This window comes from Finegoldia magna (genome assembly GCF_003182075.1).
GTDB classification, from domain to species: Bacteria; Bacillota; Clostridia; order Tissierellales; family Peptoniphilaceae; genus Finegoldia; species Finegoldia magna.
Genome location: NZ_QGTH01000006.1, coordinates 83,717 through 107,593, shown reverse-complemented (window position 1 = coordinate 107,593; position 23,877 = coordinate 83,717). Strand labels below are relative to the sequence as shown.

The following is a 23,877-nucleotide window of genomic DNA, read 5'->3' as shown; positions in this document are numbered from 1 at the left end:
ATTTCAGTAATAAAAGTATATTTTTTTAAAAATCAAAAAAATATCAGCTCACAACCTATCAGGAGGAGCTGATACACAAAACTTTTCATATACCCTTAAACGGAATGTCCCCTGTTATGTACAGATTACATTCCGCTTAAAATATTATTAAATTATTCCGTGTTTACGGGTTCAGCTCATATTTATCTGCTTCTTTTTACATTATTACAATAATTTGAATTTGAAAAATATTTAAAACTCTTTACAAATTCTTAAAATAGTGTATAATATTATTGTTGTGGTAATGATATGCGCCTTTAGCTCAGTTGGTAGAGCAACTGACTCTTAATCAGTGGGCCCAGGGTTCGAGTCCCTGAAGGCGCACCACTTTTTTAAATTTAATATGCGCTTTTAGCTCAGTTGGTAGAGCAACTGACTCTTAATCAGTGGGCCCAGGGTTCGAGTCCCTGAAGGCGCACCATCTAATCCGGGATTGACTCGGATTTTTTTATTTTAGAAAATTAAATTAACTTAAAAGTTCAATATATATGATATAATAAAAAAAGGAGGACGAACATGAAATCAATATTATCTGTAGTATGGAAGTACAAAGGTTTTACTTTTTTATTTTTCGTATTTGTAGTTTTATTAATGATTATAGTGCATTTTTTACATAATAAATTACACAATAAACAAAAAAAATATATATTCACAACTGCTATTTTTATTTTATCAGCTATTCTTTTTGTAATGTCGATGTTGTCGATTTTAAGTAAGTTTGGACTCACTTTGTTAATGATGTTTACTTTTACATTTGCATCGGCTGTAATTTGCTTAGCATATTCTTTGATTTTGGATATCATAAAACCTATACCTGAAAAGAAAAAAAGCTTAGAATTTCGTAATATAATCGAAAAATTTGACAGATTAGTTGAAGAATCTAGGAGTACAAAATAATGAAAATAGGTGCGTTTTTTGATATTGATGGAACAATAGCCAGAGATTCACTAATGATTGAACATTTCAAAAAATTGGTTAATTTTGAAATAATAGATCAAAAATTATACTACGAAAAAGTTTATCCAGCATACCAAAAATACGAAAAAAGAAAAATTGACTATGATGAGTATCTCAATCAACTGGTTGATGTCTATAAATATAAGCTCAAAGGATTTAGTAGTGAGTTCAATGAATATATATCAAATCAAGTAATCAGTCAAGTTAAAGAGAAAGTTTACAGATATACTCGTGAGATGATTAAATTTCACAAAGAAAATAATCATCTGATATTCTTTATTTCAGGAAGCCCGGACTTTTTAGTAAAAGAAATGGCTGAGAGCTATGGAGTAACTGAATACAGAGCATCCTTGTATTTGAAAAATTCAGGAATGTACACTGGAGAAGTGGTTCCAATGTGGGATAAAAATAGTAAAAAGACTGTGATCGATGAAATTGTTGAACGTTATGAAATTGATGTCGATAATTCATACTGTTACGGTGATACTTCGGGTGATTTTTCTATGATTAATATGATGGGAAAACCAACAGCGATTAATCCTACCAAAGAGTTATTTGAACTAATAAGAGCTAACGAAAAAATAAATGAAAAAACCAAAATAATCATTGAAAGAAAAGATGTAATATACGAATTTCCTAAAAATGGTAAAATTTTGGATATTTAAAAAGCATAACAGACTCTCTTTACAGTTGTTAGGAGAGTTTTTTATATGAAAAGACCACAGAAAAATTTTGAATTTCACCTGTGGTCTAAATTTTTATTCTAATTTTGTTTGAAATAATTTTTATCGTATTTAAATGATCTAACAAGTTTTCCTATTTGGAATACTCTGTTATTAGGATCATTTGGCATATCACATGTCATTAAAGAAAGAATAGGTTTATTATCATATTTCTCAATTCTGTCGTCTTCTAACATATAAAATGCATATGAGTCAGTAACTTTTCTATCTACGATTTCATATTCGTAGATGTTCTTTTTATCGGTAATGTAAACTTTGGTACCTTTAGTTAAATCATACACTTTACTAAATAAAGAGCCATTTCTTTTCATGTAATGACCTGTTAGTGTGTAATTTTTTTCTCCCATTTTTTGATTTTCTTTCATTGTAGCTGCACCACTTAATAAGTGTTCATCAGTTACTCCACGATGAATAGGTAAACTCAAATTATAATCTGGGATAATAATTTGTCCAATAACATTTTCTCCGCTTATAGCTGTAAAATTAAACAACGATGTAGTTGTGCTAATGGAGTTTACAGCGTCAAAGTCGTTTTTGAATTCCTTTTTATTGTTTTGTTCCATTTCTGTGGATGATATATCTTTACTTATATCATTTTCACTATAATAGTTAGGTATTAATCTTGCTGCAAAATACAAAGCAAATAGTAGAATACCTATCGTCATTAAAAAAATTCCAAATTTCTTTCTCACATTCATCCTCTTTAATTTTTATTACGTAGAGTATTTTAACATATATTTAAATATAAGTAAATATCAATGAGAACGTATATTCAGAACGTATAAAAACATTGAAAGCATCATATATTAAAGATATTATTAATGTAGTGGAATGAAAGTGGAACAAAGTGGAGGGAAAAATGTTTATTAACGAATATTTTCATAATATTGACTCAAAAGGTCGCGTTATTATGCCCTCAAAGTTTAGGGATGAAATAGGAGAAGAATTCTACATTACAAAAGGTATGGATGAATGTCTTTTCGTATATCCTGTATCTGCTTTTATCCAAATGACCGAAAAGCTTAATAAATTGTCATTAACTAGAAGACAAGCAAGAGCGTTTTCAAGAGTGTTTTTTGCTGGTGCTAGTAATCAAGAAATTGATAAACAAGGAAGATTTTTGATTCCACAATCCTTGAGAAATTATGCAGATATCAAAAAAGAAGTTGCTATTATTGGAGTATCCAATCGTATTGAAATATGGGATAAAGAAAAATGGGAACAATATTCTAATGACTCTTCACTAAACTATGACGATTTAGCTGATGATTTAAATGATCTTGATTTGTAGGTGAATTATGGAATTCAAACATGTGCCAATTTTATTAAATGAATGCATCGAAAATTTGAATATTAGAGACGGAAAAGTTTATGTGGATTGCACTGTTGGAGGCGCTGGACATTCCAGAGAAATTGCAAAAAGAATTGGTAATGGTAAGCTAATTTGCTTTGATCAAGATGAAGACGCATTAACAGTAGCAAAAGAACGCTTAAAAGAATATGGAGATAAGGTTATCTTTATAAAGGATAATTTTAAAAATATTAAAAGCGATTTACAAAATATAGGAATTGAAAAAGTTGATGGAATTTTAATGGATATAGGTGTTAGCTCTTATCAAATCGATGAAGATAGTAGAGGTTTTTCTTATATGCATGATGCGGTTTTGGATATGAGAATGGATAAAACTAATCCAGTTAGCGCCAAGGATATCGTCAACACTTATTCACAAGAGGATTTGGAAAATATTATTTTCAAATATTCAGAAGAAAAATGGGCGAAAAGAATTGCTCAGTTTATATGCAATGAAAGGGAAATTAAACCTATTAATACTACTTTCGAATTAGTGGAAGTCATCGAAAAAGCGATTCCTAAAAAAGTAAGAATGAATCAAAAAGGCCACAGTGCAAAGAAAACTTTTCAAGCAATTAGGATTGAAGTTAATAAAGAATTAGAAGTTTTAGAACAAGCAGTTGGAGATTGTATAGATTTATTGAATCCTGAAGGTAGAATTTGCATAATAACGTTTCATTCTTTGGAGGATAAAATTTGCAAAGATATTTTCAAACAAAGACAAAAAGGTTGTATTTGTCCTCCCGAAATTCCGGTATGTGTTTGCAATCATAAGCCTGAAATTAAGATTATTACTAGAAAGCCGATAGAGCCTTCACCAGAAGAATTAAAACAAAATTCTAGGGCTAGAAGTGCAAAATTGAGAGTTGCTGAAAAGATTATTTGATAATTATATGATTTGATTAATAAATGGAGACAAAAATGGGTAATGCACAAAGAAAAATTGAAGTTTTTCCACAGTATGTAGAAAAAAAAGAATTTGAAGTCAAAAAAATTGAACAAACAAAAAAATTAAATAGACCTAGTAGAAGAACAAATCTCTTTTCTACTTTTAATAAAGTAATGATATGCGTGGTTATTTGTTTATCCATTTTGGTGATGCATCGTTATTCTAAGATTCAAAGTATGTCCAGTGAATTAAAAGAAGTAAAAAATCAAGTAATGCTTACAGAAGGCAACCGAGATGTGATAAAATCTCATATAGAAAGTAAATTAACTAGTAAAAATATTGAAGAAATAGCAAAAAATAATTTGGGTATGCAATTTCCTGAAAATGCTCAAATTATGTACTTAAAATTAGAGGAAAAATAATGAGAAGGCGCAATTTAAGCAAAGGAAAAATCAATAAAAATTTCAATAAAAACTACAATTCTCGTATTGTAGTTTTATTTTGTATACTGACAATTATTGTTTTATTAATAGTTGGTAAACTGATTTATTTACAATTGACCCCTGCAGGAGATAAATACCGAAAACTATCGGCAAAACAAAGCACCAATACTATTAATATTGATGCTGAAAGAGGGAAAATATTAGATACTAATGGAGAGACATTGGCAGATAACGTCGTATCCAATAATTTGTATGTAAATGCTACTTATTTAAATGATCAATCGAAATCAGACTTAATTGATTCGTTAGGAAAAACTTTAAGTATGAAACCCGAAGAATTAAGAAAAGTTTTAGATAAAAAGAAAACAGTTCTAGTTAAACCTTCATTATCAAAAACAGAAATAGAAAACATAAAGAAACTACCTATTAGTAATCAGAAATTTATTAGCGTCATTTCTGAGAAAAAGAGATATTATCCAAATAAAGAAATGTTAGCTCAAGTTTTAGGATTTACAAATGTAAATAATGATGGTGTTATCGGATTGGAGAGCTTTTATAACGCTAAATTAAAAGGTAAACCAGGAAAAAGGATTCTGAACAGTTCAGTCAATCGATCGATTGATTTATCAGATGATAGTTCTGTGATTATTAATCCAGAAAATGGATATGATTTAAAAACAACTATAGATAGTACTATCCAAGGTTTTGTAGAAGATAGTTTAAAAGACATAGAGAATAATTTTAAGCCAAAATCAGCGACGATAATCGTTATGAATCCAAATAATGGGGATGTATTGGGTATGGGATCTTATCCGAATTTTAACCCCAATGATCCTAAAACTCCGCTTTTAAGAGATCAAATAAATGAATTAAATGATTTGAAAAAAGAAAATGATGATGATAAAATAAGTGAATTTTATTTTAATATGTGGGAAAATAAAGCAACTTCATGGACTTATGAACCGGGAAGTGTATTTAAAACTATAACTAGTGCGGCTGCAACTGAAGAACATACAGCAACACAAGAATCACATTATTTCTGTAATGGATTTATCAGGGATATTCCAGGTGTTGTTATAAGATGCGAAAGATATTGGAATCCTCATGGTGACGAAACTTTCCAAGACGCTTTTAACAATTCTTGCAACATTGCATATGTAAATATTGGTAGAGATTTGGGAAAAGCAAATATTCAAAAATATGTAAATGGATTTGGTTTTAATCAAAAAACAGATATTGATTTACCGGCTGAAGAATTGGGGATAGCTCCGAAAAGCGTGAAAGATATAGATGCAGCAAGACTTGCTACGCTTTCTTATGGCCACGGTATTTCGGCAACGCCGATTCAAATGATAACAGCTTTAAACTCAATAGTAAACGGTGGAATGTTGATAGAACCACATGTTGCAAAGGAATTTATTTCAAAGGATACAAAAAAGATAGAAAAAGTTCAGCCAAAAGTCAAAAGACAAATAATTTCAGCACAATCCTCAAAGCAAATTAATAAAATGTTGCAGGGAGTTGTAGATGATGGAAGTGGCAAAAAAGCTGCAATTCAAGGATTTGCAATCGGTGGTAAAACGGGAACAAGTATAAAAATCGAAAATGGCAAATACACTGACAGTAAAACAACTGCATCATTCTTTGGATCTTTTCCAACAGATCACCCGGAATACACTGTTTTAATTGTTGTAGATGAGCCTCAAAGAAAAAACGGCGGAAGTGCTGTATGCGCACCTTCTGCAGGTAAGATTTTTTCAAGAATTATCGAATATAAGAGAATAAATAAAACCAGACTGGATGCTGACGATTTAGACAAGGTTACTGTTCCAGAATTAGAAGGGCTTACATTGAAGTTAGCGGTTGATAAACTTAATTCGTTGGGATTAAAGTCCAAGGTTACAAATTCAAATTCGAATTTGAATTCAATTGTAAATTCTCAAGGAACATCTGCATATTCTAAAGTGAATAAGGGAGATATAATTGAACTTACGACGGGAAGTGTAGAGGACTCAATGATTAGAATTCCTGAAATAGTAGGATTCACAGTTGAAGATGCTGTAGATACTTTAGAAAAATACGGTATTAAAAATATCGAAATCAAAAATGGTAAAAAAGGTAAAGTAGTAAAAACTGATCCTGAAGAAAATAAATTAATGGATCCAAAATCTTACATTAAAATTTATACTGAACAAGAGAAAAATACTGAAGAATAATTTTTTCGTGTGGTATAATAAATACTTATGAGGTATAAAATTGGACATAATTTGTGTTCATAATTTAAGGAGATAAATATGAATTTTAAAAGTGAAATTTTAATGTCGATGTTATTATCAATTGTAATTTCATTGATATTAGGAAAGTTTGTAATCAGGATTTTAAGACAAAAACATATTGGTCAAGAAATCAGAGATGACGGTCCAAAATCACACTATTCAAAAGCTGGAACACCAACTATGGGAGGTATTATATTTATAATATCTACATTGATTACTGTGATTGTATTTAGATTATTTAATGGTGAAGTTTTGTTGGCGATATATGGAATGCTTGCATTTGGAGCGATAGGTTTTATAGATGACTTCATGAAATTAGTAATGAAGCGTTCATTGGGATTAAATGAAAAACAAAAACTTGTGTTACAACTTTTGTTTTCTATCATAGCTTGTTTTTTGATTAAACAAGTAAATCCGAATTTTACAAAACAAGTTATTCCGTTTTTCCATAAAACAGTAGATTTTGGAATAATAACTTATCCATTCTTGGTTTTCGTAATGATGGGAACATCTAATGCTACTAATCTTACTGATGGATTAGATGGACTTGCAACTTCTGTATCAATTCCTGTGTTCATTGCTACAAGTATTATTTTGTATAACTTAAATTCTACAGCTAGTATATTCAGTATTATTTTTGCTGGTAGCCTTTTGGGATTTTTGGTGTACAATTCAAATCCAGCCAAAGTTTTTATGGGGGATACAGGTTCGATGGCGATAGGCGGCGCTTTGGTAATGATTATGGCTATGTACGGCTTGAGTTTGTACTTAATCATTTTAGGATTTGTATATATGATTGAAGTATTATCTGTAATAATTCAAATGACTAGCTACAAATTAAGAAACAAAAAAAGAGTATTTTTGATGAGTCCAATTCATCATCATTATGAATTAAAAGGCTACAAAGAACAAAAAATAGTATCAACTTTTATGGTTGTATCAGTAATTACAAGTTTAATTACATTAATAGATATATTATAGGTGAATTATGGAAAAAATATTAGTATTTGGATTAGCCAGAACAGGAATATCAGCTCTAAAAACATTAAAATTAAAAGGATATGATTTGGGAGCTATTGATGATAATATTGACGAAGAGAAAACAAAAATATTAAATGAATTAGACGTTCAAATAGAGACTATAGATACTATTGATAAATACGATATTATTTTAAAAAGTCCTGGTATTAGAATGGATAATCCAGTGATATTAAAGGCGAATGAATTAAATATCGAAGTTGTTAGTGATTTGGAATTGGCACAAAGAATTTTTGAAGATATTAAAATTGTTGCTATTACTGGCACGAATGGAAAAACAACTACAACTTCTTTGATGACTAAAATGTTGAATGATTCAGGAAGAAAAGCTATTTCAATAGGAAATATTGGTGTTGGAATGTTATGGGAAATATACAACAGCGACAAAGACACATATTTTGTTATTGAATGTTCAAGCTTCCAACTAGAAAGTACGAAAAACTTTAAACCACAATATTCTTGCATAATCAATATAACTCCAGATCATATTGATTGGCACGGAAGTATGCAAAATTATGTAAACGCAAAAAGGAATGTATTAAAGAATCAAGACGAAAATTGTTACACGGTACTTAATGTTGATGATGAATACTACGAAGAATGCAAAAATTTTACAAAATCAAATGTATATGATGTGTCTACTTCAACCGATGTGAAAAAAGGTTCATTCATCAAAGACGATTCAATATATTTTTCTGATTCAGATTGCAACAAAATAATTGACTTAAAAGATGTTAAATTAATAGGCTATCATAATTATCAAAATGTTCTATTCTGTGTTACTTTAGCAAAGTTGATAGGTATTAATGATGATAGTATCAGACAAACTTTAATGACTTTTTCTGGTGTAGAACATAGACTAGAATTTGTAAGGGAAATGTCTGGAGTAAAATACTACAACGATTCTAAGGGAACTAATGTAGATGCTAGTGTCAAAGCGATAGAATCTTTTGATAAGAATGTTATTATATTAGCTGGTGGATACGACAAAAAAGTAAGCTTGGATAATTTTTTCATAGCTGGTAAGAACAAATTTAAAGCGTTGATTTTAATGGGTCAAACTAGAGATTTGTTCGAGAAAAAAGCAAGAGAATATGGATTTGAAAATATATTTTTGGTAGATAATATGAAACAAGCTGTTAATCTAGCTAATAAAATAGCCGAAAGTGGTGACGTGGTGCTACTTTCTCCTGCTAGTGCAAGTTGGGGAATGTACAATAACTATGAAGAAAGAGGAAACGAATTTAAGGAATTAGTGAACAATTTGCGAGGATAGAAGCATGAAACTTTCAAAAGATGGGAAAGGTATCTTGTATATAACAATTTTCCTGACAATTTTTGGAATAATTATGGTATTAAGCTCAAGTTGGCCAACGGCAGTTAGTGAACATAGAGCTTGGTATTATTATGGCCTAAGACAAGGAATTTTTGCCTTGCTAGGTTTTATTTTCATGAAATTTACTAGTGTATTTGATAATGACAATTACAAAAAAAACGCATTGTGGATATTTGTTTTTGCAATTTTATTGTGTATGCTTGTTTTTACACCGTTGGGAAAAGAAATAAATTACGCAAAACGTTGGATCAAGATTAAATCATTTAGCTTTATGCCATCGGATATTCTTAAATTTGCATCGATTAACTTAGCAGCGGCTATTGTATCACAAAATATCAATAAAATTAAAACCTTCAAAGAAGGATTTTTGAGAATGATTATATTAGTTGCGATATCAGGAGGTGTTGTATTTATCCAGCCCGATTTATCAACAGCAATAGTAATCATAGGAAGTGTTTTTTGCGTATTTATGGTAAGTGGTTTAAATATTAGATACATTGTGTCTACATTTATAACTGCTCTTGTTTTTGGATACGTAGCGATATTTAAAGTAAAAATAGGATACAGTAGAATTGACAGGATTATAGCTTTTATTGATCCGTTGGGAAATTTAGAAGATCAGGGATGGCAATTATCCCAATCATTAGCTGCTGTATCTAACGGTAGTTTTCTGGGAAGCGGATTGGGCATGAGTAAACAGAAATTTTTGTATTTGTCACAAGCTCATAACGATTTCATCTTTGCGATTATTTGTGAAGAATTTGGATTTTTGGGAGCTTTGATTTTAATTATTGCTTACTTTGCATTCCTAGTTTTTGGAATTAGAATAGCGATGAAAACAAAACATATTTATTCAAGATTATTGGTTTCTGGAATACTTTTCGTAATAGGAATACAAGCTTATGTTAATATGACAGTGGTTACAGGATTAATTCCACCAACAGGATTGACGTTACCGTTTATATCTTACGGTGGAACATCGTTGATGATTATGTTGGCATTAGTAGGAATAATTTTAAATGTAGACAGAAACAATGAAGAGGAGAGACAATGAATATAATAGTATCTGGCGGCGGAACTGGTGGACATATATATCCAGCCATTTCATTAATTGAAGAATTAAAAAAAAGAGATGAAAACAATAAAATACTTTATGTAGGAACCGAAAAAGGATTGGAAAGTAGTATTGTTCCAAAACTCGGAATAGATTTTAAAACTATACATGTTAGAGGAATCCCTAGAAAAATAAATGCGAATTCTTTTAAAGCTTTGAAAGAATTATTCAAAGGATTAAAAGAAGCAAACAAAATTCTTAAAGATTTTAAACCAGATCTTGTTATTGGAACTGGTGGATATGTGAGTGGTCCAATTTTATATAAAGCTACTAAAACTAAAGCAAAGGTAGCTTTTCACGAACAAAATAGCTTCCCTGGAGTAACTAATAGGATACTATCAAGATATGTAGACAGATATTTTGTAACATTTGAAGAATCTATTAAATACTTTAAAAATCAAGAAAAAGCAGTGGTAACGGGCAACCCAATCAGAAATAGATTTACTGATATTGAAAAAAATAAAGATGCAGCAATTGAACAATACAAAATATCGGATAATAAAAAAGTTGTATTCATATTTGGCGGATCAAATGGTTCTGAAATATTAAACAAAGCAACACTTGATATGGTTGATAAAATATCTAATCAAGATAAATTTGAAGTAATTTTGGCTACAGGTAAATTAAATTACGATGAGTTTATACAAAAATCAGGAAATGACATTAGAAATTTACACATCTATCCATATATAGATGACATAGATAAAGCTTATTCTGTGTCTGATTTGATCGTTACAAGTAGTGGGGCTATAACACTAGCTGAACTATCCTTCTTGGGTAAAGCGTCAATACTTGTTCCAAAAGCATATACAACAGAAAATCATCAAGAACACAACGCAAGAGCATTTGAAAAAATAGGAGCAAGTAAGGTTATATTGGAAAAAGACGTGAATGCTAATACGCTATTTGATCGAATAAATGAAATACTAAGTGATGATAAATTGTTACAAGAACTATCAGAAAACTCGAAGAAAATGTCTTATCCAACTGCTTGTAAAGATATTGTAGATGAACTTTACAGATTGGTAGAACAAGATGAGAAAGCATAGAGTAGTAATTATTGTAGCAATATCGCTATTGATTGGACTCATAGCGTATTTATGTGCTACACTTGACTATTTTTCAATAAAAAAAATCACAGTTAAAAACAATAAAATGGTAAAAATATCTGAAATACAAAATTATGCTAATTACTCATTAGGAGAAAATATTTTTAGATTTAATAAGAAAAAATTACAGGAAAAGATTAATAAAGATATTTATATTAGAAATGCAAATATCAAGAAAATTTATCCAAATACTATTGAAATAACAGTGGAAGAGGCAAAGGATATTTGTTATTTTGAAGTTGGAAAAGATAAATTTTTCGTAGATTCGGATTATAAAATTGTAAAGAACAAAGATAGAATAGACTTTTCAAAAATTGTTAAAATTGTTGGAGCAAATGAGAATCTGTCAAAAATTAGTAATTTAAAATCGGACGAAAAATTTCATGAATTTTTGAATAACCTTTATACACACAAAATTTTGGAACAATTAACAGAGATTAATGTGGTAAATTCGAACGATATAACAATGGTTACAAAAAATGAAATAAAAGTCTTTTTTGGAGATTTAAATGACTCAGAAAAGAAATCAAATAATATTTCGAAGATTTTAAAAGAAATTAGTACTAAAAGTATAAACACAAAAATGCTAGATACTAAAGATCCTCAAAAACCATTTTTGATAAAAGAAAATCCAGAACAAACTGAGTAATTACAGTTTTGGAGCTTGCTTTGTAAAAAAGATTTTATAAGATGCATAAAAAATATGGTGTATTTATAATACATTGGTGTATTATTAGTTTTATGATTTAAAAATTACATCACACTCAAAGAAAAAGCAATAAACTTTAAAAATGTTATAGATACAAAGCAAAATAGCTAAATGTAGCTGAAAATGATTAAATATAATAAAGATTATACTACAAGTACAAAACAAATGAGAAGTGAAAAAAACGCTAAATGTCATTAAAAATATTGTTGAACTTGTAGTATAATTAAGTTAAAGAGATTAAAAGGAATTTTAATTACAAATTAGGAGGATGTTATGACTTTTGATATGGAACTAGAAGATAATGATTTAGCCAAAATCAAAGTAATTGGTGTTGGTGGCGGCGGAAATAACGCCGTAAAGAGAATGAAAGAAGAAGGTTTGCAAGGTGTAGAATTTGTTGCAGTTAATACTGACAAACAAATTTTAAATAATTTAGATATTAATACTAAATTGCAAATTGGAAGCAAGATTACAAAGGGTTTGGGAGCCGGAGCTAATCCTGCAGTTGGTATGAAAGCTGCTGAAGAAAGTAGAAACGAAATCGAAGAAGCACTTGACAAAACAGACATGGTATTTGTAACTGCTGGTATGGGTGGTGGAACTGGTACTGGTGCTGCACCAATAGTTGCACAAATCGCAAAAGAAAAAGGAATACTTACAGTTGGTGTTGTAACAAAACCATTTACATTTGAAGGAAGAAAAAGACAAATGCAAGCTGAACAAGGTATTGAAGCTTTGAAGGGAAAAGTTGATACTTTGGTAATTATTCCTAACGATAAATTGTTACAAATTTCAGACAAGAGAACTACAATGTCTGAAGCTTTCATGATGGCTGACGAAGTTCTTATGGATGGTATTCAAGGTATCTCTGATTTAATCGCTGTACCTAACTTAATCAACTTAGACTTTGCCGATGTTAGATCAATTATGTTAAACCAAGGTATTGCTCATATGGGTATTGGTAAAGCAAACGGAGATAATAGAGCAATGGAAGCTGCTAAACTTGCAGTTAAATCTCCTTTATTAGAAACATCAATTGGTGGAGCAAAAGCTGTGTTAATTAACGTTACTGGAAAAGAATTAGGATTATTCGAAGTTAATGAAGCTGCAGAATTAATTAGAGAAGAAGTAGATCCAGATGCTAATATTATATTTGGTGCTGGTATCGATGATTCACTAGGAGATGACATCAAGATTACTGTTATTGCAACAGGATTTGATTCTGACAATCCAATGGCTAACAAATTAAAATCAAACAAAAAAACTGATTCAGTTTCTCAAAAATCAGAAGAAACTTCTGAAAAAGATCACGACGATATAGAAATACCTTCATTCTTGAAGAGAAGAGGATTCTAATGAAATGTCCGTTCTGTAATGCATCTGATACAAAAGTTGTAGATACTAGAGCATCGGAAGATGATAAGATAGTTAGACGAAGGAGAGAATGTATTTCTTGTCACAAAAGATTTACCACTTATGAAAGATATGATTTTAATAACCTTACAGTGGTAAAAAAAGATAAAAACAGAGAAGCTTTTGATAGGGATAAAGTGTATCGTGGAATGAAAAAGTCTTGTGAAAAAAGACCCGTTCCAGATTCAGTGTTGCTTGAGGCTACTAAAGAGATAGAAGTTGAATTAACACATAGCAATAAAAGGGAGGTAGATTCATCTGAGATAGGTGAATTAATAATGAAAAAGCTTAAGAAGATTGACAAGGTGGCATATATTCGTTTTGCTTCTGTGTATAGAGAATTTACAGATGTTAAATCTTTTAACGAGGAAATATCAAAATTAGATAATGAATAAGGTCGGGTAATTATCCGGCCTTTAATTTTTATTTAACGATATTTAATTTTTGTGGTAAGATATAAATAAAATAAATGTTAAAGGGGAAATATTTTGGATTTATTTGAATATAATTTACAATTACAAAAAGAAAATAGTTCGCCGTTAGCAAATAGACTCAGACCTAAAAGTTTGGATAAATATTTTGGACAATCCCATGTGGTTGGAGAAGGAAAGCTTTTGAATAGGTTGATAAAGGCTGATAAAATTCCTTCCATGATTTTTTATGGGCCTCCCGGAACTGGAAAAACAACCTTGGCAGAAATAATTTCGAACCAAACTAATTCGTTGTTCGAAAGATTATCTGCTATTTCTAGTGGAGTTAAAGATATTAGAGAAGTCATTTCAACAGCTAAAAATAATTTGAGTATGTATAATAAAAAGACCGTTTTGTTTATAGACGAAATTCACAGATTTAATAAATCGCAACAAGATGCTTTGCTTGGATATGTTGAAGACGGTACAATTACACTGATAGGTGCTACTACAGAAAATCCATTCTTTGAAGTTAACAAAGCTCTTTTATCTAGATGTCAAATTATCGAGTTGAAACCGTTGACTGATACAGATATTAGAAATATCATAGAAAATGCGCTTACAGAAGATAAAAAGCTAAGAGAAGTGAACATTCAAATTGATGAAAAAGCAATTGATGTTCTTGTCAATTCTGCAAATGGAGATGCAAGAAGTGCATTGAATGCTTTGGAAATTGCAGTCGAAAGCTCAGATTTAGTTAATGGATGTTTAATCATAGATGAAGATGCGATAAAAAATTCTGTATTTAAACCTGTGTTGAAATATGACAAAGAAGAAGATCACTATAATGTTATATCGGCATTCATTAAATCTATGAGAGGTTCTGATATTGACGCAGCTTTGTATTACTTAGCAAGAATGATTGAAAGTGGAGAAAATCCTAAATTTATTGCTAGAAGAATGGTGATTTTTGCATCAGAAGATATTGGACTAGCAAATCCAGAAGCTTTGACTGTAGCTATCAATGTGTTCAACGCAGTAAATTTAATAGGGTTACCAGAATGTAGGATAAATTTATCGAATGGTGTAATTTATCTTGCATCTAGCGAGAAATCTAATACGTCTTATGTCGCGATTGACAAGGCTTTGGAAGATATTCGACAAAATAAGATTTACGATGTTCCTAGTCATTTAAAAGATGCGCACTATAATGGGGCAAAATCATTGGACAGAGGTTTGGGATATAAATATCCACACAATGACGATTCGTATCAACAATATTTACCAGACGAATTGAAAAATCAAAAATATTACGATCCAAAAGATATTGGATATGAAAGCAAAATATATAAAAAAATGAGGAGCAAAGAATGATATTAATTAGAGATTTAATTAAAGATTACGAAAAATATTCTGACAAAGAAGTTGAAGTTGGAGGTTGGATTAAAAACTCAAGATTTAGTAAGAATGTTGGATTTATTGAACTAAACGACGGAACTTTCTTCAATCCGGTTCAAATAGTAGTAGGAAAAGATAATGAAGATTTTGAAAAGAGTGAAAAGTTAAAATTAAGCTCAGCAATTATTGTCGTAGGTAAATTAGTTTTGACTCCAAATTCTAAACAACCTTTTGAAATTCAAGCAGAAAAAATTATAGTTGAAGGGGAATCCACAGATGATTATCCACTTCAAAAGAAGAGACATACTTTTGAATTTTTGAGAACAATATTACATTTAAGACCAAGAACAAATACATTTAATGCTGTATTTAGAGTTAGAAGTAGATTGGCATTTGCTATTCATAAATTCTTTAATGAAAGAGGATTTGTATATGTTCATACTCCAATAATAACAGGTAGTGATGCTGAAGGCGCTGGAGAAATGTTCAGAGTTACAACATTAGATTTAGATAATATTCCAAAAGATGACGATGGAAATGTTGATTTTTCACAAGATTTCTTCTCAAAATCTACTAACTTAACTGTAAGTGGTCAATTACAAGCAGAAGCTTACGCATTAGCATTTAGAAATGTGTATACATTTGGCCCAACTTTCAGAAGTGAACACTCGAATACTCCTAGACATGCTGCAGAATTCTGGATGATGGAACCGGAAATATGTTTTGCTGATTTGGATGATGTATGCAATTTGGCTGAAGATATGGTTAGGTATATCATAAAAGATGTTATGGAAAATTGTGAAGAAGAAATTAAATTCTTCAACAGTTTTGTAGACAAGAACTTAATTGAAAGATTAACAAAAGTTGCCAATAAATCATTCAAAAAATTAACTTATACTGAAGCTGTTGAAATTTTACAAAAATCAGGAGAAAAATTTGAATATCCTGTTGAATGGGGAATGGATTTACAAACAGAACACGAAAAATATTTGAGTGAAAAAGTTGTTGACGGGCCGGTATTTGTTACTGATTATCCAAAAGAAATCAAGGCATTCTACATGAGACTTAACGACGACAACAAAACAGTTGCGGCAACAGATCTTTTAGTCCCAGGAATTGGTGAATTAATTGGTGGAAGTCAAAGGGAAGAAAGATACGAATTGTTGGATAAGAAAATGGATGAATTAGGATTTAACAAAGAAGAATACAAATGGTATCTTGATTTAAGAAAATACGGTGGAGTTAAACACGGTGGATTTGGGTTAGGTTTCGAAAGAATGGTAATGTATATGACAGGAATGTCAAACATAAGAGATGTCATTCCATTCCCAAGAACTGTTGGACATTGTGAATACTAATATTGAATTTAATTCTGTTATGTGATATCATAGTAATAAGTTTTTATAATAATATTTGAATAAAAGTAGTAAATAATTAAAAATTTTCAGAGAATTGGTGGTTGGTGCGAATCAATATTTGAGATTATTGAACTTGTTTATTAATAGAATATTCGTATATCTGCGTTAAAGATTTGAGTGGGATTAACCAATAAGAGTGGTACCGCGGAATTTTATTTCGTCTCTTCTTTGTAAGAGGCGAATTTTTTATTATTTGGAGGTAAAAATGGATAGATATAATCCGAATTCAATTGAGAAAAAGTGGCAAAAATATTGGGAAGAAAACAAAACTTTTAAGACGTCTGATGATAAGTCAAAAGAAAAATTCTATGCATTAGTAGAGTTTCCTTATCCTTCTGGACAAGGACTACACGTAGGCCATCCAAGACCATACACTGCATTGGATATCGTTTCAAGAAAAAGAAGAATGCAAGGATATAATGTTTTGTATCCAATGGGTTGGGATGCATTTGGACTTCCTACAGAAAATTTTGCTATTAAAAATAAAATAAGACCTGAAATTGTTACAGAAAATAACATCAAAAACTTCAAAAGACAGATGCAATCAATCGGTTTTTCTTTTGACTGGGACAGAGAAATAAACACAACAGACCCAGATTACTATAAATGGACTCAATGGATTTTCATCCAAATGTTTAAAAAAGGACTTGCATATAAAAAAGAAATGCCTATTAACTGGTGTCCTTCATGTAAGACAGGACTTGCAAATGAGGAAGTAATAAACGGTCATTGCGAAAGATGTGGTGGAGAAGTAATCAGAAAAGTTAAGAATCAATGGATGCTTAAAATAACTGAATACGCTGATAGACTTATAGATGATTTAAAAGATGTTGATTATTTGGATAGAATAAAATCTCAACAAATAAACTGGATTGGAAGATCATACGGTGCAGAAATTAAATTCCCATTAAAAGAAGTTGACGAAAAAATTACTGTTTTTACAACAAGAGCAGATACTATATTTGGTGCAACTTACATGGTTATTTCTGTTGATCATCCTTTGATTGAAAAATATAGTGATCAAATTAAAAATATCGAAGAAATTAGAAGCTACAGACAAGAAGTAGCTAAGAAATCGGAATTAGAAAGAACAGATTTATCTAAAGAAAAGACAGGATACAAAATTGATGGCTTAACAGCAATCAATCCATTGACTAACAAAGATATCCCTGTTTATGTATCAGATTATGTATTGATGACTTATGGAACAGGCGCTATTATGGCAGTTCCTGCGCACGACGATAGAGATTATGAATTTGCTAAGAAATTCAATATTGAAATGATTCCTGTAATTGAAGGTTCTAACATAGAAAATTCTGCATTCACTGAAACTAACGAAGGAAATCTTATTAATTCTGAATTTTTGAATGGCTTGAGTGTTGATGATGCAAAACAAAAAATGTATGAATACATTGAAGAAAAAGAAATAGGTCACAAGAAAACAAACTACAAATTAAGAGATTGGGTATTTTCTAGACAAAGATATTGGGGAGAACCAATTCCATTGGTTTATTGTGAACATTGTGGATGGGTTCCTTTGGAAGAAAAAGATTTACCGTTAGTATTGCCTAAGGTCGATAATTATGAACCAACAGATAATGGAGAATCACCATTATCAAATATAGATGAATTTGTTCACACAAAATGTCCAAAATGCGGTAGAGATGCTGTAAGAGAAACTGATACTATGCCACAATGGGCAGGATCTTCTTGGTATTATTTGAGATATACTGATCCACACAATGATGAAGCAATAGCAAGTAAAGAAAACTTAGACTATTATGTTCCAGTTGACTGGTATAATGGTGGGATGGAACACACTACACTTCACTTATTGTATTCAAGATTTTGGCACAAATTTTTGTATGATATTGGAGTAGTTCCTACAAAAGAACCATATATGAAGAGAACTAGCCATGGAATGATTTTAGGTGACAACAACGAAAAAATGAGTAAATCTCGTGGTAATGTTGTAAATCCAGATGATATCGTCAGAGATTTTGGTGCAGATACTTTGAGATGCTATGAAATGTTCATTGGAGACTTTGAAAAATCAGCTCCTTGGTCTGAAAATGGAGTTAAAGGTTGTAGAAAATTCTTAGATAAAGTATGGAGAACACAAGAGTTAGTTGATGAAGATTCTAATTTTGAAAAAATGGAAACTTTAACGCATCAAACTATTAAAAAAGTAAGTGAAGATTATGAAAATTTAAAATTTAATACAGCGATCGCTCAACTTATGACATTATTGAATGAATTCAACAACTTAGATAAAATTTCTAAAGAACAATATAAGATATTCTTGATATTATTAAATCCTGTTTGCCCTCATATAACAGAAGAAATTTGGCAAAGAATGGGATATGAAGGATATGTTCACGAAGCTAGTTGGCCAGAATATGATGAATCAAAGACTATATTAGATGTAATAGAACTTCCTATACAAGTAAATGGTAAGTTAAGAACAACTGTAGAGATAGGTAGAGATGCTTCTGAAGATGAAGTTTTTGAAAAAGCTATCAAGGATGATGTTGTAGCAAAATATCTTGAAAACAAAAATGTTGTTAAGAAAATTTATGTAAAAGGTAGAATTTTTAATATAATTGTTAAATAATTTTGGTAATAGTAGATTGAGTTTTCTTAATCTACTATTATTATTGCAATAGGATATTTACACAACTATTTTACTATGATAAAATTTATCATAAATAGGAGGGCTTATGAGATTATCTACGAGAGGAAGATACGGGCTTGCGGCCATGATATATTTAGGCAAAAAATATGGAGATAATCCTGTTAGTTTAAATGAAATATCTAAAGCCACAGGACTTAGTAATAATTATTTAGAACAACTTATACGAGAATTGAAAAAACAAGATTTGGTGATTTCAGTTAGAGGTGTGCAAGGTGGTTATTTATTGAAAAAATCTCCAAAAGAAATTTCAGTAGCTGAAATTTTGGAGTGTTTAGAAGAGTTTTTTGGAGTGACAGAATGCTCTGTAGTTCCAGGACTTTGTTCAAGAGAAGACACTTGTCCATCTAGGCTTATTTGGACTCAAATGCACGATGATATGATTAACAGTATAAAAAACGTGAGTTTGCAAGATTTAATTAGCAAAGAGAAATAGATATGCTTATTAATTCTGAATTTTTGCGAAATGCATTAATATTTATAACTATTATTTTCATGGTTTTTGGAACTTATTTTCTGATTACTGTGGGAAATAGTAAAGTAGACGAAAAATACAAAATTGTATTTAATTTTCATAAAATAAAAAAGACTACAATACTAATACTTATATTGCTGGGAATTGCAGCTTTATTTTCAAAATATCCAATCATATATCATACAATTAATACTTTATTGATAGGAATAGTGCTTTCATATATTATAAATCCTTTGGTAAAATATATTGAAAAAAAAGGAGTTAAAAGATCAATAGCTATTTTAATCATTTACGTTATAGTAATCCTCTTGATTATTTTATTGGGGATGATTGTCGTTCCACAAACTATACAACAAATTAAAAAAATGATAATAAGCTTACCTGGCTTTATGTCGGATATTTCTGTGAAATTAAATGCTATCAACAATAAAATATTTAAGGAATATCCTAACGTTAGCAAAATTATGTCCAATGCAATGCAAACAATTAACCAAAAGCTTGGAACTATCCAAACTTCTATACTGGACAAATTATCCCAAACTGGAGATGTTACGGGAAATATATTCAGCAATTTACTCAGAATTGTTTTAGTTCCAGTTGTAAGTTTTTATATGTTATTAGATAAAGAAAAGTGCATTGACTTTATAATGGGATTCATACCAAATGAAAATAAAGATAAATTTTTGAGTATTTGTTCTGATATGGATAAAGCTTACAGTGAATTCATTCGTGGTAGATTAATTATGGCAATTTTTGTGGGAGTATTGACTGCAATTGCCTTAATCATTATGAAAGTCGATTTTGCGATAATAATTGGAATACTTACTATGGTAGGTGATATTATTCCATACATTGGTCCTTTTATAGCGGTTACTCCAGCCTTTATCTTGGCTTTTTTGGACAGCCCTTTAAAAGCGGTGGTTGTAGTAATTGTGTTCGTTTCTATTCAATGGGTTGAAAATAATATTCTAGCACCTAAATTATTAGGTTCAAAAATTGGAATTAATCCATTGTTAGTAATTGTTAGTTTGATTATAGGTGGAGGAATGTTTGGAGTTGTAGGTATGATTCTTTCAGTTCCATTCGTTGCTACAGTTAAAATATTATATTTACATTTTAAGGATAAAATTAAAATGTTTTTTAAAAATTAGTGAGGTTATAATGAAAGATTATGGTTTAAATGAAATTAGAAAAAAATTCTTAGATTATTTTGGGGAAAGGGGACATCTTGTGATCAAATCATTTCCTCTTATACCACAAGATGATAAAAGTCTTCTACTTATAAATGCTGGTATGGCTCCTTTGAAGAAGTATTTTACAGGTGAGAAAAAACTAAAAAAAGACAGAGCAACATCTTCACAAAGATGTATCAGAACAGCTGATATTGACGAAGTAGGGAAGACTCAAAGACATGGTACTTTCTTTGAAATGCTTGGTAATTTCTCTTTTGGAGATTATTTCAAAAAAGAAGCTATTACATGGGCTTGGGACTTCTTGACAAATGAATTAGAAGTACCAAAAGATATATTGTGGATAACTGTATATGAAGAAGACGAAGAAGCTTATAATATTTGGGTAAATGATGTAGGAGTTAGTCCAGAAAGAGTAGTTAAGTTAGGAAAAGCTGACAACTTCTGGGAACTAGATCAAGGACCTTGTGGACCATGTTCTGAAATTCACGTAGATAGAGGATTTGAATTTGACCCTAGAGAAGATGCAAAACCAGGTGATGAGGGCGAAAGATTCTTGGAAGTATGGAATTTGGTATTCACACAATTCAACAAAACCGCTGACGGAAAATACGAAAGAATTGCTCATCCAAACATAGATACTGGTATGGGTCTTGAAAGAATTACAATGGTTTTGGAAAATGCTGATAATATTTTTGAAATTGGACTTGTAAAAGATATAATCAAAACTATTGAAGAAATTTCAGGCGTAAAATATAAGGAAAATCATCAAAATGATGTATCAATCAGAATTATTGCTGACCACGTACGTGCTATGACATTTTTGATTTATGATGGTGTAATTCCAAGTAATGAGCAAAGAGGATATGTACTAAGAAGGCTTATAAGAAGAGCTTGTAGACACGGAAAATTATTGGGAATAAACGATAGTTTTATAGAAAAAGTTATAGATTGTTGCATTAAAGTTTATGAATCTGGATATCCTGAATTAAAAGAAGAAAGAGATAGAATTGTAAAAATAGCTAATGCTGAAGAAAAAAAATTCCAAGAAACTTTGGATTTAGGTTTGAGTATTTTGGATTCTATGCTAAAAGAAACTGAATCAGATGTGTTTAGTGGAGAAAATGCATTTAAATTATATGACACTTATGGATTCCCTATAGATTTAACTAAGGAATTGGTTGGTGAAGTCAACAAAACTGTAGATGAAGATGAATTCAAAAAATTAATGGAAGAACAAAAACAAAGAGCTAGAGAATCAAGAAATGAATCTAACATGGGTTGGTCTTCTGACAAAAAATATGGCGAAGGACTTCCTGAAACAAAATTTGATGGATATGATTCCTTAAAAGATGAAAGTGAAGTTATCGAAATCTACGGTGAAAATGATAATAATTTAAATGCTGAAGATATGGGTATAATAGTATTAGACCGTACAACTTTCTATGGAGAAGGTGGAGGTCAAGTAGGTGATAAGGGAATTATCTATAATGATAATTTCAAAGCTGAAGTTTACGACACGAAAAAAACTGGAAAGAAAGTATTCTTGCATTACGTAAAAGTTATCGAAGGAAGCTTAAATGTAGGCGATAAAGTTACAATCGAAGTAGATGAACTTAATAGAAGAGATATTATGAAAAATCACTCTGCTACACACTTATTGCATCAAGCATTAAAGGATGTTGTAGGAGATCACGTTAATCAAGCAGGTTCTTATGTTGATGGAGGAAGATTAAGATTTGATATTACACATTTTGAAGCAGTTACTAAAGAACAATTAGAAAAAGTTGAACAAATTGTCAATGAAAAAATAGCTTTAGGTATTCCTGTAAAAATTGATGAAATGTCATTAGAACAATCTCAATCAATTGGAGCTAGAGGTCTTTTCGAAGATAAGTATCAAGATGTTGTAAGGGTTGTTCAAATGGGAGATTATTCTAAAGAATTATGTGGAGGAACTCACGTTAAGACAACAAGTGACATTCAAATGTTGAAAATACTTTCTGAATCAAGTGTAGCTGCAGGTGTCAGAAGAATTGAAGCAATTACTGGTCGCGCAGTATACAAATATTTAAAAGATAGAGATAGTTTGATTGATATTGTTAAGCATTCGTTAAAGGCATCTAATGAAGATGAAATTACAAGAAGAATTGAAATGAACACTGAAGAAATTAAAGAATTGAAGAAAAAACTTAAAGATATAACAAATAAGGATTTATCTTCAAATATTGATTCAGTTATTGAGGATGCTATAGACATTGACGGCACAAAAGTTTGTATATTTGAGTTAAGTGGGTTGGACAATAATTCTTTTAGAGATTTTGGAGAAAATATTAAATCAAAATTAGAAGATGGTGTTGTAATACTAGCTAATTCAGATGAATCAAAAGTATCATTTATAACTTTAGTTACGGACTTAGCAGTTAAGAAAGGTGTATTTGCTGGGGACATTGTAAGAGAAGTTGCCAAAGTATGCGGTGGAAATGGCGGCGGACGTAAAGATTTTGCACAAGCTGGTGCAAAAGATAACTCTAAAGTTGATGAAGCACTACAAAAGGGAATTGAAACAGTAAGATCAAAAATTAATGCTTAAAGGAGGCAAAAAATGGAAGGTAAGGATTTAAACCATACGGTTAGATTTGAAGCATCAAAACTTGAACAGAAATCAATAAAGGAAACTTTGAAGAAAGTTTACCAAGCTTTAGAGGAAAAAGGATATGATCCTAAAAATCAAATTATTGGATATATATTATCAGGTGATCCTACTTACATTACAAGCTTTAATAATGCGAGAAATTTGATTAGACAAATAGATCGAGATGATTTATTGGGAGAAATGTTAGAAGTTTATTTGAACGAAATAGATAAATAAAGGAT

At 30.4% G+C, this 23,877-nt stretch carries 21 protein-coding genes, 2 tRNA genes and 1 other annotated feature; of the genes, 22 read left to right on the top strand and 1 reads right to left on the bottom strand.

What is annotated here, in order from left to right:
- Positions 1-290 precede the first annotated feature (290 nt).
- The 4 genes from DES33_RS03885 (at position 291) to DES33_RS03870 (ending at position 1,661) form a co-directional block, all read left to right on the top strand.
- Positions 291-366: transfer RNA gene (locus DES33_RS03885), tRNA-Lys, on the top strand.
- Between the two features lie 18 nt (positions 367-384).
- Positions 385-460: transfer RNA gene (locus DES33_RS03880), tRNA-Lys, on the top strand.
- 95 nt (positions 461-555) lie between these two features.
- The gene (locus tag DES33_RS03875; RefSeq protein WP_094223374.1) at positions 556-936 is read left to right on the top strand and encodes a hypothetical protein; all 381 of its coding nucleotides are present in this window, start codon (positions 556-558) and stop codon (positions 934-936) included.
- Positions 936-1,661, top strand: coding sequence for an HAD family hydrolase (locus DES33_RS03870; protein WP_094207019.1), 726 nt, complete (start codon positions 936-938; stop codon positions 1,659-1,661). The genes DES33_RS03875 and DES33_RS03870 overlap by 1 nt, the downstream gene beginning before the upstream one ends.
- Before the next feature lie 98 nt (positions 1,662-1,759).
- Here the strand turns inward: DES33_RS03870 and DES33_RS03865 are convergent, their stop codons facing one another.
- Positions 1,760-2,437: a class A sortase gene (locus DES33_RS03865; RefSeq protein WP_227930567.1), complete on the bottom strand. Its 678-nt coding sequence runs from the start codon at positions 2,435-2,437 to the stop codon at positions 1,760-1,762.
- A gap of 161 nt (positions 2,438-2,598) precedes the next feature.
- On the opposite strand from DES33_RS03865, the gene mraZ reads away from it, so the two are divergent.
- The 18 genes from mraZ (at position 2,599) to DES33_RS03775 (ending at position 23,872) form a co-directional block, all read left to right on the top strand.
- A complete protein-coding gene (mraZ, locus tag DES33_RS03860) occupies positions 2,599-3,030 on the top strand; it encodes a division/cell wall cluster transcriptional repressor MraZ (protein ID WP_035109458.1) in 432 nt (143 codons plus the stop codon).
- A 7-nt stretch (positions 3,031-3,037) separates the two neighbouring features.
- On the top strand, positions 3,038-3,976 hold the full coding sequence (gene rsmH, locus DES33_RS03855; protein WP_110058114.1) for a 16S rRNA (cytosine(1402)-N(4))-methyltransferase RsmH: 939 nt from the start codon (positions 3,038-3,040) through the stop codon (positions 3,974-3,976).
- A gap of 35 nt (positions 3,977-4,011) precedes the next feature.
- Positions 4,012-4,401, top strand: a complete 390-nt coding sequence (locus DES33_RS03850; RefSeq protein ID WP_094224586.1) for a cell division protein FtsL — start codon at positions 4,012-4,014, stop codon at positions 4,399-4,401.
- A complete protein-coding gene (locus DES33_RS03845) occupies positions 4,401-6,638 on the top strand; it encodes a penicillin-binding transpeptidase domain-containing protein (RefSeq protein WP_110058113.1) in 2,238 nt (745 codons plus the stop codon). The genes DES33_RS03850 and DES33_RS03845 overlap by 1 nt, the downstream gene beginning before the upstream one ends.
- Positions 6,639-6,716: 78 nt before the next feature.
- Entirely contained in the window at positions 6,717-7,679 is a 963-nt protein-coding gene (mraY, locus tag DES33_RS03840; RefSeq protein ID WP_094224588.1) for a phospho-N-acetylmuramoyl-pentapeptide-transferase, read from the top strand.
- A gap of 7 nt (positions 7,680-7,686) precedes the next feature.
- A complete protein-coding gene (murD, locus tag DES33_RS03835) occupies positions 7,687-9,012 on the top strand; it encodes a UDP-N-acetylmuramoyl-L-alanine--D-glutamate ligase (protein WP_094224589.1) in 1,326 nt (441 codons plus the stop codon).
- Between the two features lie 4 nt (positions 9,013-9,016).
- Complete coding sequence (locus DES33_RS03830) at positions 9,017-10,126, top strand: FtsW/RodA/SpoVE family cell cycle protein (protein ID WP_094224590.1); 1,110 nt, start codon at positions 9,017-9,019, stop codon at positions 10,124-10,126.
- Positions 10,123-11,235: an undecaprenyldiphospho-muramoylpentapeptide beta-N-acetylglucosaminyltransferase gene (gene murG / locus DES33_RS03825; RefSeq protein ID WP_110058112.1), complete on the top strand. Its 1,113-nt coding sequence runs from the start codon at positions 10,123-10,125 to the stop codon at positions 11,233-11,235. Before DES33_RS03830 ends, murG begins: the two co-directional genes overlap by 4 nt.
- Positions 11,222-11,944, top strand: a complete 723-nt coding sequence (locus tag DES33_RS03820) for a cell division protein FtsQ/DivIB (protein WP_110058111.1) — start codon at positions 11,222-11,224, stop codon at positions 11,942-11,944. Before murG ends, DES33_RS03820 begins: the two co-directional genes overlap by 14 nt.
- A gap of 333 nt (positions 11,945-12,277) precedes the next feature.
- On the top strand, positions 12,278-13,360 hold the full coding sequence (gene ftsZ, locus DES33_RS03815; RefSeq protein ID WP_094224593.1) for a cell division protein FtsZ: 1,083 nt from the start codon (positions 12,278-12,280) through the stop codon (positions 13,358-13,360).
- The gene (nrdR, locus tag DES33_RS03810; protein WP_002836229.1) at positions 13,360-13,812 is read left to right on the top strand and encodes a transcriptional regulator NrdR; all 453 of its coding nucleotides are present in this window, start codon (positions 13,360-13,362) and stop codon (positions 13,810-13,812) included. Before ftsZ ends, nrdR begins: the two co-directional genes overlap by 1 nt.
- Positions 13,813-13,905: 93 nt before the next feature.
- On the top strand, positions 13,906-15,201 hold the full coding sequence (locus DES33_RS03805) for a replication-associated recombination protein A (protein WP_094224594.1): 1,296 nt from the start codon (positions 13,906-13,908) through the stop codon (positions 15,199-15,201).
- Positions 15,198-16,583 (top strand): asparagine--tRNA ligase, encoded by a 1,386-nt coding sequence (asnS, locus tag DES33_RS03800; protein ID WP_094224595.1) that lies wholly within the window; start codon positions 15,198-15,200, stop codon positions 16,581-16,583. The genes DES33_RS03805 and asnS overlap by 4 nt, the downstream gene beginning before the upstream one ends.
- Before the next feature lie 47 nt (positions 16,584-16,630).
- Positions 16,631-16,811, top strand: a binding site (T-box leader).
- 37 nt (positions 16,812-16,848) lie between these two features.
- Positions 16,849-19,257, top strand: coding sequence for a leucine--tRNA ligase (gene leuS, locus DES33_RS03795; RefSeq protein ID WP_110058110.1), 2,409 nt, complete (start codon positions 16,849-16,851; stop codon positions 19,255-19,257).
- Positions 19,258-19,363: 106 nt separating this feature from the next.
- Positions 19,364-19,771 (top strand): RrF2 family transcriptional regulator, encoded by a 408-nt coding sequence (locus tag DES33_RS03790; RefSeq protein ID WP_002839398.1) that lies wholly within the window; start codon positions 19,364-19,366, stop codon positions 19,769-19,771.
- A gap of 2 nt (positions 19,772-19,773) precedes the next feature.
- The gene (locus DES33_RS03785; RefSeq protein ID WP_094203528.1) at positions 19,774-20,961 is read left to right on the top strand and encodes an AI-2E family transporter; all 1,188 of its coding nucleotides are present in this window, start codon (positions 19,774-19,776) and stop codon (positions 20,959-20,961) included.
- 10 nt (positions 20,962-20,971) lie between these two features.
- Positions 20,972-23,593: an alanine--tRNA ligase gene (alaS, locus tag DES33_RS03780; RefSeq protein WP_110058115.1), complete on the top strand. Its 2,622-nt coding sequence runs from the start codon at positions 20,972-20,974 to the stop codon at positions 23,591-23,593.
- Positions 23,594-23,605: 12 nt separating this feature from the next.
- On the top strand, positions 23,606-23,872 hold the full coding sequence (locus DES33_RS03775; RefSeq protein WP_094205556.1) for an IreB family regulatory phosphoprotein: 267 nt from the start codon (positions 23,606-23,608) through the stop codon (positions 23,870-23,872).
- Positions 23,873-23,877 lie beyond the last annotated feature (5 nt).

Coding starts and splice junctions, on each gene's coding strand:
- murD (WP_094224589.1), top strand. CDS start 7,687: ATGGAAAAAATATTAGTATTTGGATTAGCCAGAACAGGAATATCAGCT.
- DES33_RS03790 (WP_002839398.1), top strand. CDS start 19,364: ATGAGATTATCTACGAGAGGAAGATACGGGCTTGCGGCCATGATATAT.
- nrdR (WP_002836229.1), top strand. CDS start 13,360: ATGAAATGTCCGTTCTGTAATGCATCTGATACAAAAGTTGTAGATACT.
- DES33_RS03785 (WP_094203528.1), top strand. CDS start 19,774: ATGCTTATTAATTCTGAATTTTTGCGAAATGCATTAATATTTATAACT.
- DES33_RS03845 (WP_110058113.1), top strand. CDS start 4,401: ATGAGAAGGCGCAATTTAAGCAAAGGAAAAATCAATAAAAATTTCAAT.
- DES33_RS03870 (WP_094207019.1), top strand. CDS start 936: ATGAAAATAGGTGCGTTTTTTGATATTGATGGAACAATAGCCAGAGAT.
- DES33_RS03830 (WP_094224590.1), top strand. CDS start 9,017: ATGAAACTTTCAAAAGATGGGAAAGGTATCTTGTATATAACAATTTTC.
- DES33_RS03820 (WP_110058111.1), top strand. CDS start 11,222: ATGAGAAAGCATAGAGTAGTAATTATTGTAGCAATATCGCTATTGATT.
- DES33_RS03865 (WP_227930567.1), bottom strand. CDS start 2,437: ATGAATGTGAGAAAGAAATTTGGAATTTTTTTAATGACGATAGGTATT.
- ftsZ (WP_094224593.1), top strand. CDS start 12,278: ATGACTTTTGATATGGAACTAGAAGATAATGATTTAGCCAAAATCAAA.
- DES33_RS03775 (WP_094205556.1), top strand. CDS start 23,606: ATGGAAGGTAAGGATTTAAACCATACGGTTAGATTTGAAGCATCAAAA.
- alaS (WP_110058115.1), top strand. CDS start 20,972: ATGAAAGATTATGGTTTAAATGAAATTAGAAAAAAATTCTTAGATTAT.
- mraZ (WP_035109458.1), top strand. CDS start 2,599: ATGTTTATTAACGAATATTTTCATAATATTGACTCAAAAGGTCGCGTT.
- rsmH (WP_110058114.1), top strand. CDS start 3,038: ATGGAATTCAAACATGTGCCAATTTTATTAAATGAATGCATCGAAAAT.
- mraY (WP_094224588.1), top strand. CDS start 6,717: ATGAATTTTAAAAGTGAAATTTTAATGTCGATGTTATTATCAATTGTA.
- DES33_RS03850 (WP_094224586.1), top strand. CDS start 4,012: ATGGGTAATGCACAAAGAAAAATTGAAGTTTTTCCACAGTATGTAGAA.
- asnS (WP_094224595.1), top strand. CDS start 15,198: ATGATATTAATTAGAGATTTAATTAAAGATTACGAAAAATATTCTGAC.
- murG (WP_110058112.1), top strand. CDS start 10,123: ATGAATATAATAGTATCTGGCGGCGGAACTGGTGGACATATATATCCA.
- leuS (WP_110058110.1), top strand. CDS start 16,849: ATGGATAGATATAATCCGAATTCAATTGAGAAAAAGTGGCAAAAATAT.
- DES33_RS03875 (WP_094223374.1), top strand. CDS start 556: ATGAAATCAATATTATCTGTAGTATGGAAGTACAAAGGTTTTACTTTT.